General features: G+C 60.3%; 21 protein-coding genes and 1 pseudogene. 16 read left to right on the top strand and 6 right to left on the bottom strand.

The window, feature by feature from the left end; genetic code table 11:
- Window positions 1-26: 26 nt before the first annotated feature.
- The 11 genes from ACE10W_RS07510 (at window position 27) to ACE10W_RS07460 (ending at window position 5,645) form a co-directional block, all read left to right on the top strand.
- Window positions 27-449, top strand: a complete 423-nt coding sequence (locus ACE10W_RS07510) for a hypothetical protein (RefSeq protein WP_145832157.1) — start codon at window positions 27-29, stop codon at window positions 447-449.
- 3 nt (window positions 450-452) lie between these two features.
- Window positions 453-713: a hypothetical protein gene (locus ACE10W_RS07505; protein WP_028153906.1), complete on the top strand. Its 261-nt coding sequence runs from the start codon at window positions 453-455 to the stop codon at window positions 711-713.
- The gene (locus ACE10W_RS07500) at window positions 710-967 is read left to right on the top strand and encodes a hypothetical protein (protein WP_028153907.1); all 258 of its coding nucleotides are present in this window, start codon (window positions 710-712) and stop codon (window positions 965-967) included. The genes ACE10W_RS07505 and ACE10W_RS07500 overlap by 4 nt, the downstream gene beginning before the upstream one ends.
- A complete protein-coding gene (locus ACE10W_RS07495) occupies window positions 954-1,205 on the top strand; it encodes a hypothetical protein (RefSeq protein ID WP_028153908.1) in 252 nt (83 codons plus the stop codon). The genes ACE10W_RS07500 and ACE10W_RS07495 overlap by 14 nt, the downstream gene beginning before the upstream one ends.
- Window positions 1,205-1,411, top strand: a complete 207-nt coding sequence (locus ACE10W_RS07490; protein ID WP_038967769.1) for a hypothetical protein — start codon at window positions 1,205-1,207, stop codon at window positions 1,409-1,411. Before ACE10W_RS07495 ends, ACE10W_RS07490 begins: the two co-directional genes overlap by 1 nt.
- Before the next feature lie 10 nt (window positions 1,412-1,421).
- Window positions 1,422-1,769, top strand: coding sequence for an HNH endonuclease signature motif containing protein (locus ACE10W_RS07485; protein WP_028153910.1), 348 nt, complete (start codon window positions 1,422-1,424; stop codon window positions 1,767-1,769).
- Between the two features lie 12 nt (window positions 1,770-1,781).
- Complete coding sequence (locus tag ACE10W_RS07480; protein ID WP_049832012.1) at window positions 1,782-2,192, top strand: lytic transglycosylase domain-containing protein; 411 nt, start codon at window positions 1,782-1,784, stop codon at window positions 2,190-2,192.
- Between the two features lie 136 nt (window positions 2,193-2,328).
- Window positions 2,329-2,745, top strand: coding sequence for a hypothetical protein (locus ACE10W_RS07475; RefSeq protein WP_028153911.1), 417 nt, complete (start codon window positions 2,329-2,331; stop codon window positions 2,743-2,745).
- A 107-nt stretch (window positions 2,746-2,852) separates the two neighbouring features.
- Window positions 2,853-3,104, top strand: a complete 252-nt coding sequence (locus tag ACE10W_RS07470; protein WP_038952982.1) for a hypothetical protein — start codon at window positions 2,853-2,855, stop codon at window positions 3,102-3,104.
- Between the two features lie 147 nt (window positions 3,105-3,251).
- On the top strand, window positions 3,252-4,316 hold the full coding sequence (locus tag ACE10W_RS07465; protein WP_026192128.1) for an IS630-like element ISRj1 family transposase: 1,065 nt from the start codon (window positions 3,252-3,254) through the stop codon (window positions 4,314-4,316).
- 495 nt (window positions 4,317-4,811) lie between these two features.
- Window positions 4,812-5,645, top strand: a complete 834-nt coding sequence (locus ACE10W_RS07460) for a host specificity protein (protein WP_244442005.1) — start codon at window positions 4,812-4,814, stop codon at window positions 5,643-5,645.
- 169 nt (window positions 5,646-5,814) lie between these two features.
- On the opposite strand, the gene ACE10W_RS07455 is transcribed toward ACE10W_RS07460, so the two are convergent.
- A complete protein-coding gene (locus ACE10W_RS07455) occupies window positions 5,815-7,683 on the bottom strand; it encodes a hypothetical protein (RefSeq protein ID WP_304550882.1) in 1,869 nt (622 codons plus the stop codon).
- 171 nt (window positions 7,684-7,854) lie between these two features.
- Between ACE10W_RS07455 and ACE10W_RS07450 the strand changes: the two genes are divergently transcribed.
- Window positions 7,855-8,388, top strand: a complete 534-nt coding sequence (locus ACE10W_RS07450) for a hypothetical protein (RefSeq protein ID WP_304550881.1) — start codon at window positions 7,855-7,857, stop codon at window positions 8,386-8,388.
- Window positions 8,389-8,443: 55 nt separating this feature from the next.
- On the opposite strand, the gene ACE10W_RS07445 is transcribed toward ACE10W_RS07450, so the two are convergent.
- Genes ACE10W_RS07445 through ACE10W_RS07435 form a run of 3 tightly spaced genes read right to left on the bottom strand, consistent with a single transcriptional unit; the run spans window position 8,444 to window position 9,936 of the window.
- Window positions 8,444-8,710: a hypothetical protein gene (locus ACE10W_RS07445; RefSeq protein WP_304550880.1), complete on the bottom strand. Its 267-nt coding sequence runs from the start codon at window positions 8,708-8,710 to the stop codon at window positions 8,444-8,446.
- 32 nt (window positions 8,711-8,742) lie between these two features.
- Window positions 8,743-9,525, bottom strand: a complete 783-nt coding sequence (locus tag ACE10W_RS07440; protein ID WP_038967868.1) for an ATP-binding protein — start codon at window positions 9,523-9,525, stop codon at window positions 8,743-8,745.
- Window positions 9,526-9,537: 12 nt separating this feature from the next.
- Window positions 9,538-9,936 carry a helix-turn-helix domain-containing protein gene (locus ACE10W_RS07435; protein WP_244442004.1) on the bottom strand — a complete coding sequence of 133 codons (399 nt, stop codon included), beginning with the start codon at window positions 9,934-9,936 and terminating at the stop codon, window positions 9,538-9,540.
- A 240-nt stretch (window positions 9,937-10,176) separates the two neighbouring features.
- Here ACE10W_RS07435 and ACE10W_RS07430 point away from each other — a divergent pair, with 240 nt between their 5' ends.
- The 4 genes from ACE10W_RS07430 to ACE10W_RS07415 all read left to right on the top strand — a co-directional run bounded on the left by ACE10W_RS07430 (window position 10,177) and on the right by ACE10W_RS07415 (window position 12,653).
- Entirely contained in the window at window positions 10,177-10,875 is a 699-nt protein-coding gene (locus ACE10W_RS07430) for a LexA family transcriptional regulator (protein WP_244442003.1), read from the top strand.
- Between the two features lie 100 nt (window positions 10,876-10,975).
- On the top strand, window positions 10,976-11,383 hold the full coding sequence (locus ACE10W_RS07425; RefSeq protein WP_038967866.1) for a hypothetical protein: 408 nt from the start codon (window positions 10,976-10,978) through the stop codon (window positions 11,381-11,383).
- A 511-nt stretch (window positions 11,384-11,894) separates the two neighbouring features.
- Window positions 11,895-12,338: a hypothetical protein gene (locus ACE10W_RS07420; RefSeq protein ID WP_026312617.1), complete on the top strand. Its 444-nt coding sequence runs from the start codon at window positions 11,895-11,897 to the stop codon at window positions 12,336-12,338.
- 18 nt (window positions 12,339-12,356) lie between these two features.
- Window positions 12,357-12,653 (top strand): DCL family protein, encoded by a 297-nt coding sequence (locus ACE10W_RS07415; RefSeq protein ID WP_018646984.1) that lies wholly within the window; start codon window positions 12,357-12,359, stop codon window positions 12,651-12,653.
- Window positions 12,654-13,394: 741 nt separating this feature from the next.
- On the opposite strand, the pseudogene ACE10W_RS07410 reads toward ACE10W_RS07415, so the two are convergent.
- Together ACE10W_RS07410 and ACE10W_RS07405 are read right to left on the bottom strand one after the other, a co-directional pair.
- Window positions 13,395-13,597 (bottom strand): annotated as a pseudogene (locus ACE10W_RS07410) (transposase); the annotation flags it as partial.
- Window positions 13,598-13,776: 179 nt separating this feature from the next.
- Window positions 13,777-14,973, bottom strand: coding sequence for a sensor histidine kinase (locus ACE10W_RS07405; protein ID WP_014497705.1), 1,197 nt, complete (start codon window positions 14,971-14,973; stop codon window positions 13,777-13,779).
- Window positions 14,974-15,312: the final 339 nt, after the last annotated feature.

Below are 15,312 nucleotides of genomic sequence, written 5' to 3'. Positions count from 1 at the left end.
CCATCACCATGCTTCGTCTCTTCGCTGTGCTCATCACCGGCGGCTTCGGCCTCGCGCTCGCGCTCGACGCGACTCTCAACGGCTACGCGCCAACCGCCTGCATCTTCACCACCGCCGCCATGATCCTCATGCTCTTCGGTTGGTTCGACCTGCGCGCCTCCATCTCGTCCAAGGCGCACAACGACATCCTTCGCGGCAACATCGACACGCTGATCAAGCTGAACGCCAAGCGCGCGGCCGAAGCGGTGTCGTTCCTTCACGCGCTGATCAACATCCGCGACGGGCTCCGCGAGGGGATGGGGCGCGAGGGGATGATCGAGGTCATCGAAGACGCGCTCGCCGAGCATCACGATCAGGCCACCGCCGCGCAGTTCTGCATCGAGTGGCTGAAGGCTTTGGGCGTTCCGCCGATGGTCTCCGTCGCCGCCCGCGACGGAAAGGCGGTCTGAGTCATGAGCCAGATTCAACCCGGCCTACTCGCGCTCACCCAGGCGTTCGTTGACTGCACCTATGTGCAGCAAGCCGATGCCCGCCAGAAGTCCATGGGCCTCGCCTACGTCTCGGCAGAGCGCACCGACCTCGCTCGCGAGATCGCCGCGTTCACCGAGCGCGCGCAGAACGCACGGATCGCCGAACTCGAAGCGAAGCTGGCCGAGAGCGAGAAGCGCATCAACGCCCTGCGCTCGGCCGTGCGAGCGGAGGGCTACGCATGAGGACGCTCGTCCGACTCCCGATCTCCCAGGCGGCGTTCGCCGAGATCGCCGCCAAGCTGCGTGCCGCTGACTACGGCCACTGCTTTCTGACCACCGGCGAGATCGCGATGGATGGCATCGCGGTCGAGCCCGATCCGAACGCCTTCATGCCGCCGGGCGTCGTCGAGGTTGATCCGAGGCACATCAGCCGCGACCGCTTCCGCGAAATCTATGGACTCGACAACTTGGGGAACGACAACAGTGAAACTCGCTAACTTCAACGCCGTCGCCGAGCTGATCAAGGAACGCGACTACCTGCAAGGATTGCTCGTCCGCATTGGCGCGGAACTGAAGATCACCCTGAAGTCGCCGATGCTCAGCACGCAGGATGTCCGTCCCGATCTGGTCGCGCGCATGCTGCCCGAGATGAAGGCTATCATCGATCAGGGCATCGCCGTCGTTGACGAGAAGCTGGCCGTGCTCGGCGTCTACAGCGACAAGGAAGCCGCGTGATGGCGCGCAACCTGACCAGCGTGGACGTGAAGATCGTCAACCGCACTCGAGCGAACGGCGATCCGTTCGCCGAGTTGCTGCATACCTGGGTCGAAGGCGGCCAGCCCCGCAACGCTCTGTCTCGCGTGCTGTGGCCCGTCGATGACACGCCCCACAACCGCGCCTTCCACATTGCAGCGCTCAAGACGCGGCAGGCGCGCGCTTAGGGCGATCAAAATGAGCACGCGCAGAGACCGGATTCGCGACAAAGTTATGGCTCGCGTCGAGATCGTCGAAGGGCCTCTCGATACGCCGTGCCACTTGTGGACCGGACCAACGTCGGGTAGCAAAGGCAGGGGGAAGGACTACGCGCGCATGTCTCTCGATGGCGGCACCATGGCCGTCCATATCGTGATGTACGTGCTTGAACACGGTCCCATCCCTCCACGCAAGCAACTCGATCATCGCTGCCGGACACGCCGCTGCGTGAATCCGGATCATCTGGAAATGGTAACGCACAAAGAGAATATGCGTCGCCGAGACAAGGCCAATCGCTTCGAGTGTGAAGCCGTAGCGGCCTTTTAGGAGAACGACAACATGAAGTGCCTTCTGAGCGCGGCAGCAATCGCGGCCGTGATGGAAACCTCTTTGCCTGCGCTCGGCTCCGACCTCCGCTCAATCATCGACGCCGCCGCAGACGCCCAGGGCATCCCTCGCGCCCTCGCCCATGCCGTGGTCAAGGTCGAAAGCAACTACAACTGCCATCTTCTCGGAAGCGCAGGCGAGCGCGGGATCATGCAGGTCAAGCCTGTCACTGCCCGCGAGGTCGGTGTTACCGGAGACCTGTTCGACTGCGCCACCGGTGCGCGCGCTGGCATGGCCTACCTTCGCATCGCGATCTCGCGCGGCGGTTCCGGCTGCGATGGCGTGAGTCTCTATCAGCGTGGCGTCTACGCTAAACCGCGTTGCACTGCCTACGGTCGGAAGGTGATGGCAGCGATGCATTAGCGCACCGGCCCGCTGCACTTTCTGCACATCCGTTTCAATACGGAGACATTTTGTCTATGAATTAACCGCGTGTTTCATTGACGGATCATCCGATGAAACATTAAGACATCCAAGCCACGGCGGAAATCGCCGTGACTTGGTCATCACACCAAGAAAAAAGAGTCGGGGGCTGCCCGACAGAAAAGGACCGTTAATCGTGAATAACCGGGGCAACGTGCTCGCGCTTGCATCAGCGTTGAGCGCAGGGGAAGAGGTGACTCTTGGGCCGACCGACATGGCAATGTGCGTCGCAGCGCTCAAGTTCTATGCGAACGAGCACCGCAAGGCGGGTGCCTTGAGGATGATGAAGATTCCGGCGCTAATCGCCGCTGGATTGATCGGGACGATGGCGGTCGGTGGATCATCAATCGGCAACACCGATGTTTCAATGATGGAACTCCCGGCTCCCCACTTCGAGCATTTCGTCCGCCGCACGATCAAACCCCTTCCGCACATCTCGCCTGAGTCGCTTGCGGCTCAACGCATGGCCGCAGCTTTCCCCAATGACGGCTAGTCGTCCACACCCCTTCGAAAAGATCATAGCCCGCTGCGAAGCGGGCTTTTTTATGCGCTCAATCCGAGGTTGTGTTAGCTTCCGGCCCCGGAACTGGAGCATCCTAGATGACCAAGAAGACGACTGAATTGGACAATGTGAAGAAGGCCACCGCCATCATGTTCGCGGCGCTAGTGAAGTCGTTGGAGGATACGGCTCCAGGCCTGAAGGAAGGATTCGTCGCCAACCTCGATACCGCTTACACGAAGATTCGTGAGGACAGCGACGATCTGAACGCACTCGAAACGATCTCATGGACCCGCTCTATGATCACCGGATTCGACATAGTATCCGGCCAAACGAAGCCGTTCTTTGACTAGCCGGATATTGAGGGGCGCATGGGCAATTTGCTTTATCTGATACTGATCGTAGGCTGCGTGATTGCGGGTTGAGGCGGCCTCGAACTTTGGACGATCCCGCTCTAGTACCCACTTTTCTTGGAACGTGAGTCGTGATTCAAGGTCGGGATGATACCCGAAGCAAGAGAAGTCCACCTTTCGAGGAAAGATCGCAAGGTGCTTGAGGCGTGCTGTCGCTCACCGGTGACGTTGCAGCGCGATTTGAAGCGGGCGCGGATAGTTCTGTTGGCGGCGGATGGGCGCAGCACCCGGTCGATCGCCAAGGAAGTTGGGGTCCAGCCGCGGATTGTCAGCCTTTGGCGGCATCGCTATGCCGACCATGGCCTTGAAGGGCTGCAAGACAAGCCGCGGCCTGGCAAGCAGCCGATCTATACGAAGACGACCGACAAGCGGATTCTGAAGCTGCTGGATAAGCCGCCACCGCAAGGGTTTGCGCGCTGGACCGGCCCCCTGCTGGCCGAGGCGCTGGGCGATGTCGATGTCCAATATGTCTGGCGGTTCCTGCGCAGCCACAAGATTGACCTGGTGGCTCGCAAGTCCTGGTGCGAGAGCAACGACCCGAACTTTACGGCCAAAGCCGCCGATGTTGTCGGCCTCTATGTCGCGCCGCCGGCGAAGGCCATTGTGCTGTGCGTGGACGAGAAGCCCTCGATCCAGGCTTTGGAGCGAGCGCAGGGTTATCTGAAGTTGCCCAATGGCCGCGCCTTGACCGGCCAAAGCCACGATTACAAGCGGCATGGCACCACAACATTGTTTGCGGCGCTCGAAGTCGCCACCGGAAAGATCATCGCGACCCATTCAAAACGCCGGCGCCGCGTCGAGTTTCTCGATTTCATGAACAGCGTCACCGCGGCTTTTCCGAACCGCAAGCTTCACGTCATCCTCGACAACCTCAACACCCATAAAAAGAACGAGGACTGGCTCAAGGCCCACCCCAACGTGCAATTTCATTTCACGCCGACAAGTGCGTCATGGCTCAATCAGGTCGAAGTATGGTTTTCCATCTTGCAGGGGCAGTCGCTCAGCGGCACCTCCTTCACGAGCCTCAAGCAGCTTCAGGAACACATCGATGCCTACGTCAACGCATACAACGACAGAGCCGAGCCCTTCGTCTGGACCAAGAAAAAGGTCCGTCAACGCCGTTTCAAAGGCCGCCGTATCACTCAGCTCTGATTCCGGGTACTAGGCGCGGCAGCGACAGTCCTTTTTTTCTTGGTCAATCCACGCGCTGCGGGCGTTGGCCTTAAAGAGCGCGGCGTGATCTCTCTGGTCATCATGGTGGTCGGCAGTAGCGTACCGTGCGCGATATTGTACGGCTTAGGCGCTTTGGCTCGCCGTGTTTTTGCGGGAGCGACTTGAAGAGCGAGTTCGGCCGCTACAACTTCGGCCTGCTCCTGCGATGGCTCGCAGAACTCTTACGTGCCATCATCCGGGCCTTCGCCGAAACTGTCCCGGCTCAAAAGATCGCTTAAATCATCGCTCGTCCGCGTTCTTCACGGAGGACTCTTTATTTATTTGTTTGCACTGCTCCCTTGAGGATTGGGAATGAGCCTAAATTGGCCGCCTATGCGTCAGGTTGTGGTCAGCCAAGCGGTATATCCTCCTCCGCGCGGAGCTTGCGCGGCACGAGCTCCAGCGTGCAATTGTGCCGAGAGGAGAGCGAATCTGATGTATGGTAGAATCATTGGATCGTCCAGCCAGCCTGGAAGCGCCAGCCATGTTGATGAATCTGGAGATGAGGGAGAGAGCCCCCGATTTGCGGACACAGTTGCGGGTATGGAGCCCGGTACGTCGTCGTCGGTGACAACGACGCCATACTCTCTGGCTTCCAAGCCGCCGATCATAGAGATCTATCATCAACGCTCCTTCGAAAACGGACTGAGGAGATTTTTGGACGGCGACGACATCACGCACATCGCCGGTAACCCACAAGAGTACTCGGATCACGTGTCCAAGAAGGCTTGGCGCACAAGAGCGGTTGCTGGAGCCTACCTCAACACTCCCGAATATTCAAACAAGCCAGGACGATTCTACAGCTATCAGTTAGGTGACGAAACTGTCGGGCTTTTAAAAGCAGGTGGGCCGACCGAGCAGTTCACGTCCGTGGTTGAGCTTCGGGTTACTCATCCGTTGGTCGAGAACGCGGGCGATATTCTGCTGGAGCATCAACTGCGACAGGACGGCGACCATCCCTTGGTCTTGTCACGTCCTGGCATGGAGGGCATGGAACCCCGCCTGACCAAAATGGGTTTTGTCCACATGGGTGATAATAATTGGGTGCTTGATCCTAACCAGCATCCCGAAGTGTGGACGAAGAACGAGAGCAACGAGTGGCAGCGAGTAGACAAACCTACTAAGTATCTTACTAAGGTCGAGGATAGTGACACCGCTTCTAGTGACACCGCTTCTGAAGCAAGTGACGAAAGTGCCGAAACGACCTCTTCAGGTGGTGATCCGTCATCCCTCTTGGCGCAGTACCTCGAACGAATGCGCATGGAGTAGAACAGCCGCAATAAAGAGAGACCTTGGCAGGAAATAGCGGCTGTTTCGTGAATGGACGCGGCGCCGCGAAGGTCCTAGCGCTAAACGAGGGGGGCGTACGTTAGCAGCGTGCGCCCCATTCGCCTGCCTATCCTATTCAGAAAGTAGAGTAAAAAGGCACTCCGCTCCATCACAGTGCGAACCACCGATGCGAGGGGCGACCGCCGGTCTTGGTCGAGGCGAACCGCTGCTCGATCTGCTTGGACTCGAGAAGCTGTTGGGTGATGTCGTTCAGGCGGCGCAGGTCGAACTCGCCGTTGACCATCTTCTTCAGCGTCGAGCTAGTCACGCCGTCCGATCCGGCTTCCTTGATCCAGCGGCGGACCTTCAGGTACTCGGCCTGCTTATCGTTGAGGGCCAGCCGGTCGCTGACCTCGACGATGCAGTGCCGGGTCGAAAGCTCCATCAGCTTCGCCGCCCAATCGACCAGATCGCGCGTTAGCACGGGCCGGATAGGATCGACGCCGATGGCGACGATATGGGCGATGCGCAGGGCGACTTCCATGGTGCGGGTCCACAAAGCAGCCAGGTCGGGCGAACACGCCTCCCCTCGCCGCTTGAACGCCAACCTCAGTTCCATCCACCGTTCCTTCGCGCCGACGCCCCAATCGGCCACGCGAGGCCGCAGGATCGGACGCGACGACGAGTCGCCCAGGTTGCCCGCCCCGTTGTGGGTGATGATCGCCCGGCAATCCTCGATCAGCTTGGTCGGCGGTTCGAGCGACGCCTTCGGCTCAACGCCGTCCGCCGGGTCGCCGGTGATCGTGAGGACGAGCCAGCGCGGCAGGAAACCGTCCGAGATGCCCTTGCCCGACATGGACGGCCAAAAGTCGTGAGGCGTGGACGTGCCATAGATCGAGAAGTTGGGGTTATAGATCGGCACGGCGCTTTCGGCCGCCGACGCGGTGCCCTTATAGAGCGAGTCCGCCGAAGTGAACATCTGCATGAGCATCTGACGAATGCTCGACTGATGCGTCCCGGCGCGCCGGTCCATGATCTTCGCGATGAAGGCCCCGAACTCGTCCATGAGCGACAACTGCGACGGGTTGTGCTCGATGGTCTTGCGGAGCGCCGAGTCGGACAGGAAGCCTTCCGGCCCGAGATAGCGATCGAGGCCCGCTTCCACGGCCAGCCGGGACAGTGCCTTGCGAGGATGGTCCTTGCCGTAGCCAGCGGGGGCCAGGGCGACGATGTAGAGGTTGGTGCGGAGATTGGTCGGTCCCGCGTGATGCCGCCCAGCGAGCGTCCCCACGAAGCCCAGAGCAGGCCCCAGGGCGAGCGGACGCGACGGGCTCGACGTTGACGCGGCGATCCAATCCATGATGCCCCCGACCAATCCCGGCGGATGGCACAGGGCCTCCAATTCCGCCATCGTGGGCGTCGTTTCGTTGTGGTCGGCATCCGTAGAAGGATCTTCAGCGGCCTCGCCAGCGGGCTCCGCAGGCACCGTAGCGGGCACGCCAGTGATCGTTGCGAGCGCCGCCAGTTCATAGGGCTGCGGGTTCGTCTTGACCCACGGGGTAATGCCCGCCGCCATCTGGCGCTCGACCCAAGAGCCCGGCTCCATGCTCGGCGCAGCTTCAAGGATGGCCTTCTCGCGCGAAGCGATCCGGGCGGCGTCACGTTGAGCGGCTTCCGCCATCAGCGCGGCTTCCTTCCGGCGCGAGCGCAGGTCGATCTCGACGCCGAAGTTATAGCCAAGCTGCTCGCCCAGCCATTGCACGGCCGCGTCCCGCTGCGCCTCGCCAAGCTCCATCGCCTTCATGACGACGTTGATGGGCGTGAAGGTCTCCATGGTGCCGAAGTCCTGAATGCCGCTCGGATCGAACGACAGGTTCGGGTGGCGCTTCGCCATGGGGCGTCCCGAGCCGGACGAACGCCAAGGGGCGACCGCGCGGTACTTGGACCCGAGCCACCGGCCCGCCCCGGCCGCGAACGACAACGTGAAGGCCACCACCACGACCACCACCCAGGCGAACCCCTCGACCGCGCGCTCCACGCAGAACGGCGGGGCGGCTGCGTCCGGCGGCGGCCGTCAGATGCCTTGGCAGCGTACCGCCTAACGGCACGCTGGAACTAACGCCGGGGCTTCGGCCCCGGCACCTTCTTCCTCCCCCTCACAATCCAGTCTGCACAACGCGCTTCGGCGCGAACGATAGAGGCTTGTCTGATGGCACCGTTGCCGAGACCCCATAGCGCCACGACCGAAGCCATCTATGCCGCCTATGCGAAGGCGCGCAGCCAAGCTTGGGACTCTATCGGCATCTCGATCTCGCTGCTCGGTGAAGAGTGCGAGCGAGCGCTTTGGTACGCCTTCCGCTGGGCCTCGAAGCCCGAAGTGATTGACGGCCTGAAGGCCATCACGTTCGAGACCGGCGAGATCGAAGAGACGCGGCTGCTCCACGCGCTGCGCATGATCGGCTGCGAAGTGGACGATGTCGATGATCGCGGCAAGCAATACCGCGTGACGGCCGTGTCCGGCCACGTTCGCGGCAAGACGGACGGCAAGGTGCTCGGCCTGCCGGAAGCTCCCAAGACTTGGCACGTCGTCGAAGCCAAGTCGATGAAGGACACCTATTGGGACAAGGTGAAGAAGCTCGGCGTCCGCGAGGGCTTGCTCGGCGGCGGCTCGTTCGCGTTGCCCGCATGGATGAACTTTTTCACGACCATGCGTTCCTTGTCGGAGTTGTCGCGGCCCTTGTAGGTCTCGACATCGAGATCGGCGTAGAACGGCTGGAACAGAAGCTGGTCGGTGTCGGTCAGGTTGGCCTTGCCGATGCCGGTCGCTTCGGCGAGCGCGGCCAACTGAGCCTGACCGATCTTCTGCGCGGTGATGTTCTGATGCGTGAATCGCCTTCGACGACTTCCGCCTTGTACTCGAACAGATCACCGGTGTTCTTCGAGTTGCGCTTGACCTCGCCCTCGACGATGTTGAGCAGGTAGCGGTCGCGCGGGATGATTACACCACCACCGCCTTCCGCATCCTTTTCATTCACGTCCGAGAGGTTCACGTTCAGTTGTGCCATGTTTATCTCCTATGGCGTTGTGTTGGTGGTGATTAGGCGGCTTCAGCGAGGGGCGCAGGCAGGTACTTGGCGAGCGCCGCGTAGCCTTCACCCTTCTTGAACTGCATCTCAGCGGGCATGCTGAAGCGGTTGCCAGCGATGAAGCCGGGGCGCTCTTCGAGGAACATCCAGCGAGTGCCGCCGCCTTCAGCGTGCGTAAGCTGCTTGTTGAAGCCCGCATCGACCTTCTTGATCGAAGCCTTGAAGTTGAGGAACGCGATCACGTCGCTGTTCGCTTCGATGATGTCGGCGGCGTCCTTGTGCAGGTTGACGCGATAGCGCGAATACGGATCGGTCGTCGGCGATTCGAAGCGGCTGATATCGCAGTGACCGAGTTGCACCACGGCCATCTGCCGATGCGAGCGCAGCGTCATGATGCCGTCGATGTATTCGAGGAAGATCGTCGCCGCGATCTTGTAGCCCTTGCCGTAGCCGGGCTCTTCGATGGTCTTCCAACCGTTGCGCGCGCAGGCTTCCGCGCGGATCAGGTTTTCGAGGCCCGTCGTCGAGTCGAAGATCGCCGTGGCGTAGTTGTGCTCTTCGTTGACGAGCGCGCCGATGGCCTCGCACAGATCGTTGTAGCTGCGGACTTCGATGGTGTCCGCGACGATGCCCGCCGGGACGCTTTCGCCAGCCGCCGTCTGGATAAACACCGGACGCGGAAACTCCGCAGCCAGCGACGATTTGCCGATCTTCGGCACGCCATAGATCGTAATGATCGGTTGGTCTTCGGCAGCCGACTTCTTCTTGACGCTGCCCTTCAGTGAGATTGCCATGTGGCTCCCCGGTTAGTGCTCGACGGCGTCGAGCTTCAAAGTCTTCGTCCACACCAGCCGGTCAACAAGCCGGTAGCCGGTGCGATTGATCGTCTCGATCTTCACGGAATGGGGTTCGGTCTTCGACCGGATGCGCGACATGAACATCGCGACGCTGTGATCCGGGCGATCTTCGGTGCCGTAGAGAACGAGCATCGCCATCTCTTTCGTGACGGTGTCGTTCGCGAGCAGCGACAGGAACAGGTCGCGTTCCTTGGGGGTCAACCGCCAGTTGGCGGGCAGAGCGGCGGATGCGCGCATAGAGTTGCGCAGTTCGACGAACCTCTGTTCGAGCGCCCCGACGCGCGCGACCAGCGCTTCCTTCGTTTCGTTAACAAATTCCATCCGTCGATACCGCTTGACATCCGTCACCTATCCGGCTTTAAGCCGAATCAGTTGGCAACTTTTCCGTGAAACCGCTGAACTTTCTGTAACGGACGGAATCGGAGGCGTCAACGGATGGCAACGGATGAATAACAAAATTCATCGGACGGTCCGTCGCCGGGCATTGGTAACAGGGCATTTGTCTTCGAGTAGCGATCCCGAGACAGCTAGTTTAGAGAAGAAGGGGCTATCGAAATGGTGATCAGCAGAGTGCGTGGGGGGCTGGGAATGAAGTCGCGAGCAGATGAGAAGCGCACCAAAGCGCATCCGGCGCTCGAAACCATCAAGGCGAGGATTGCGGAACGTCTGGTGGCCGCCGGACTATCGGGAAGAGAGGCTTCGGTTCGAGCGAAGCTAGGACTCACATACGCGAACGACATTCTTTCAGGACGTTCGCTAAATCCAACGCGCGAGACACTTGCTAAGCTTGGAACTGTTTTGGACGCCGACGCCGACTATTTCTTCGGTACTCAGAGCAGCCCCCGAAACCTTCCACCCTCCAACCTGCTGCCAATGCGCGAAACCGTCGCGGCTGAAGCTCCTCTCCCCGCCGCAGCGATTCCATTGTTCCAGATCGGCTTGACCGATCCTGACGGCTTCTTCGCTCTGAGAGCAGATCGTCGGACCGCATGGACCTCGTCGATAACTTCGAACGGCGATGCCTACGCCATCACTGTTCCCGACGACTGCATGGCTCCGCGCTACCGGATCGGTGAAGTTGTCGTTGTGAGCCCAAACAAGCCCGTGGTGCATGGTGGCTTCGCGCTAGTGCGCCAAAAGGACGACCGCGTTGCGATTCGGCAGATCGTCACGATCTCCACCGACAAGATCACAGTGCGGTGCCTCAACGGGGAAGCCGACATCGATATCCCCCGATCCCAGGTGAAGGCGCTGGAGCGCATTATCGGTTCTTGTGAATTAGTTTGACTTAGTCCGATTGATTTGTCCGTCGCCATCCGTCACCATCCGTTGACATAACGGATAGGAGTCCATATGGTCCGTTGCCACTCGGGAGAGGCAACGGACCATGCAAAGCATCAAATTAGTAGTTTTGGAGTCGCCCTACGCTGGGGCGGTCAACGACAACGTCGCCTACGCGCGGCGTTGCCTGAAGGATTGCGCGCTTCGCGGCGAGAGCGCCCAGGCTTCGCACCTTCTGCTCACTCAGGTTCTCGACGACACCAAGCCGGATGAGCGCGCGCTGGGGATCGCGCTTGGTCTCGCTTGGCGCGAGGCCGCCCACTACTCCGTCTTCTACACGGATCGGGGGTGGTCGAACGGGATGCAAGACGCGCTGAAGAGCGCGCTCGAAGAGAAGCGTCCCTTCAAGCTCCGCGCGCTCGACGGCTCGGTGAAATTCCCCAACCCCTACTTGCTGCCGCTCAACCTGTACGAAGCGGTCGATCACTCGAAGGCTCCCGCCAATGATGCGTGAGCCCTCGCCGACCGACAAGCTCGCGCTTCTGCGCGCGCACGCTGCGTTGAGCGTCGGCGATTCGATGGTGGCTCGCCGCCATCTCGCAACTCTCGATGCCGTCGCGATCCGTGACGAGATCGACGTGGTGATCCGCGCCGGTCTGAACGATGACGCATTGCATCGTCTCCGTCTCTTCACCCATCGCCGCAGCGGCGGGCCAGAGAGGCGGAACGCTCGTCTACACGAACGGCGCCGGAGAGTCGGAGGATGTCGCCGATCTGGTTAGCCAGCTCCTGCCTCAGCCTGGCTCAATCGATCCGGAGCTTGCACAGCTCGCCGACCTCGCCCGGAAGGGCGTACGCCCCAACTTCCGCCTTGCACCGCTCGTTGAACGCGGGGTCGCGTTCCACTTCGGCAATATGCCATCGACGCGGCATCGTGGCGCTTCGAGAGACTGGCCGCCGAAATGGACCCGAGCCGCATGAATGTGGTGAGCAGATAGGCGCCCGAGTCCTTGAGGTTGGCCGAGATGATCCGCGGGAACATCGAGTGGCACCGTACCACCGGTAGGACCTACAGCCTTCCGGTGCAGATCCGCAACACGATGGAGCTGGTCGAGCAAGTCGCGCGATTCAAGGCGCCGAAGTATCTGTCCGCCTACATGGATGTCCTGCACATGCATCTCCGCCAGATCAACCGTGAGGACCTGATTGATCACGGCTTGGACATCGGCACACAACTTGAGTTTGGTATTTCGTCGAGGACCCTCCTCTCACTCATGGAACTCGGTCTCTCCCGCATGAGCGCGGTTGCCTTGTACGAGAAGACCGATCTCAGTAAGGAGGAATGCGTGGCGTGGGTCACCGAACGCGAAGGTCAGCTCGAAGCCATGGATTTCCCGGTCATCATCGTCCGCGAGCTACGCGAGCGGCTTCTGCCGCTCGACGACGTGGACAGCAATTCTACCGCTTGATTGGAATGGAGGTTTCACATGCCCGCGAAGCCGATCGACCTCGGCCCACTGCACTTCGCCAAAAGAGGTGACGCCGTTGCTTATTTGAATGACATGCTTCACCGGTACGACGTGGGCGATCGGGTTGGCGCCAATGACACAGTGATTCTACGAGCGGCACTGGAGCACCATCCCGATGCCGAGGCCAAGAAGGGATGCGGAATTACCCACTTTAACGTCCGAACTGCTGACTTCGGTACGAAATGCTTCTGGTTGAACCGTACTGACGGAGCGACCGAAAAGTTTTCTCATAGGGCCTGTATCTACGGTACCTAGCTAAGCAATTCGCCGAGCTCGGTTGCATAGCGGTGCGCAGTTCTCGGCCTGGTCGGGCAAGATTTTCGCAGGTTCAAATTGCGGAGGCGCAACCACCGATACCGACATTCGGTTCAAGTTGCGATCTGATGGCTTAAGACCACGGCGTCCCGAACGCAGTGAGCATCTTCTAAGTTATTGATCTTTCTTGGTGTGGTGATCGTCCTCGTCCCGTTTTGTTCACGGTCGTTTCACCCAATTCGTTGCGATTTCATTGCTGCCTTTCGCAACGAGAACGGCGCTCGCTGAAACATCGAGCGTGCGTGTGGCAACGCAACGAGTAGGTTGCCGGCCGCTATTTCGCAGAGGGTCGACTTCCCGCGAGATCTCCAGGAGCGCCAGCAAGTACACTGATAGGGCGTTGCCGCTGCTCGACGGCATGAAGGCGCCCGAGAAAATTGTCGAAACGCGCCGCGGGAGATACTCAAGCCAATTTCGCCTAAACCGGAGACACCGGCGCCAGATCCAGACGAAGACGATATTGAGGATGATCTCGACGAAATCGATGAGGCGTCGCGGCAGGATCCGAAGTTGCCGCACTTTATTCACAATTCACACGGGGATGCAGATCCGCGGCCGCTCAAGGCATGGCTAATCAAACGGCTGATGCCAGCGGTGGGGCATGGCTTGCTGTCGGGTCAGTGGGGCGCCGGCAAAACATGGTGCACCATCTTGGTGCACGGTGAGCGAAGCAGATCGGGTTGGCGGGACGTTGGCCCATGCGCCGTTCTTCGTGGCGAGCTCCTTAATCCAGTCGGCGTCGTAGCCACGTCAGAAAGCTGCATCGATCCGCGCTTCAGACAAGATAGTCGCTTTCTGGCAAGCCGATTCTCGTGAGCCTCGTCGGGCGTCAGCGCCAGCCGGACCGGCAGGCCGTTGGCATCCACGAGTGCATGAATCTCACTGCGAGGAGGTGGAGGCGGCCGGCTTCGTACTGGACGCGGAAAGCACAATGCTCGCGAACAAGGACGATCCGCACTCGATGAAGGTGTTCGATCCCTCGATCAAGGGCGAGACCGATCGCTTCGCCTATCAGTTCGTGAAGCCATGACAGGTCCGGGATGTAGGATGGACGGAACTTCCTCTAATCGAGCGGCACATCAAGTTGGATTGTTGTGCCCTTTGGCTCGTTTGATGAGACCGCGATGCGTCCATTGAGTTGGGCAAGCAGGCTCTTGATCACCTTGAAGCCCAGGCTCGCTCGCGGCTGGTCCATATCGAAATCCGCCGGCAGTCCCACGCCCTGATCCGCTACCACGACATGCAAATCGGCTCCGCGCCCCGCGCCCGCCACCTGGATTTCGCCGGACTTGTCGGAGTAGGCGTGCTTCGCCGCGTTCGTGACAAGCTCATTGATCAGGAGGCCAAGCGGAATTGCCTTGTCCGCCGGAATCATCAGGTGGTCGAACTTACAGTCAATCTTGTAGGCGAGCGTTTCTTGCAGCTTCCTGCAAAGCTCGCCCGCGAAGTCCGCAATATCGACAAACCCGATCCTGGTGCTGCGCCACAGGTGGTCGTGAACCTGGGCGATCGTCGTGATGCGGGAAGCGGCGTCCTTGAGCGCGTTTTGAACTTCCTCGGACTGTGCGCTGCGGGACTGGACGCGGAGCAGGCCTACCACCGACGCCAGGCTGTTCTTGACACGGTGGCTCATCTCTCGAGTCAACATGGCTTGGTGCTCGAGGGCTTTTTGGAGCTCGGCGTCGGCATGCTGCCGCTCAATGGCGATGCCGAGCAGGCCCGCAAAGCCGGCAAGGAAATCAGCATCCGCGAGATCGAACTGACCCGAGTCAGCGCTGTCGACTTCCAGAACACCAAACGGTAGATGACCTTCGCCGCCCCGCGCGATGAGAACGTTGATGGCGCGCTTGATGCCGTGCTCCGACAGTAGTTTCGGCGTTCGAAAGCGGGTTTCTTCCTGCAGGTGGTTGGAAATGACGATTTGGCCGGTATGGAACGCGTAGCCGGCGGGAGACTCCAGATCGACGCCCAGGGATATCTGGCCGATCGTCTCCGGCGCCCATCCGACGCCTGCGCTCACCAGCAACCGTTTTTCCTCCGGCATGTACTCCAGGACCTTGGCAAAAGGTGTTTCGAGACCCTGGGCACAGAGCTGCGTCGCTCGTTGGAGTATCTGGCCGATGTCGCGGGTCTGCAGCGCGGTTCGGCCGAACTCGCCCAGCAAGGACTGTTGCCTCAACCGGTACGGAAGTTCCTGTCTGGTTGCCCCGGTCGATGCGACGGGAGACGTCACGGATTCTGTCCCCGTGAGGGTTGGCATGAACTCGTCCCTTCGAACCCTGGCTGGCCCGCCTTCGGCTTGTAGCATGATAAGTTACGCGCCTAACCTCTTTCCTAGCGTCTAGTGCTTGGCGCGGCCTTGCTGGAAAATACCCTAGTAGGATCTCAATTATGGAACTTACTGTTCCACCACGTCTTACCCTGCCGCGCGACTGCGACGAGGGAGCCAGGGGGAGATTGGCTTTGACCGATGCGGTTAAGATTCTGGTCGTCGAGGACGACAAGCTTATTCGGGCTATGGTCGAAGAAGCTCTTTCAGACGGCGGCTTTGCGTCCACCCTGACGGCGTCTGGCGAGGAAGCCATTACTCTTTTGCAGG

Origin of the sequence: Bradyrhizobium sp. B025 (genome assembly GCF_042257955.1) — a bacterium.
Lineage (GTDB): Bacteria > Pseudomonadota > Alphaproteobacteria > Rhizobiales > Xanthobacteraceae > Bradyrhizobium > Bradyrhizobium diazoefficiens.
Note: the sequence above shows the minus strand (reverse complement) of the source record. Positions and strands in the feature narration are given on the sequence as shown.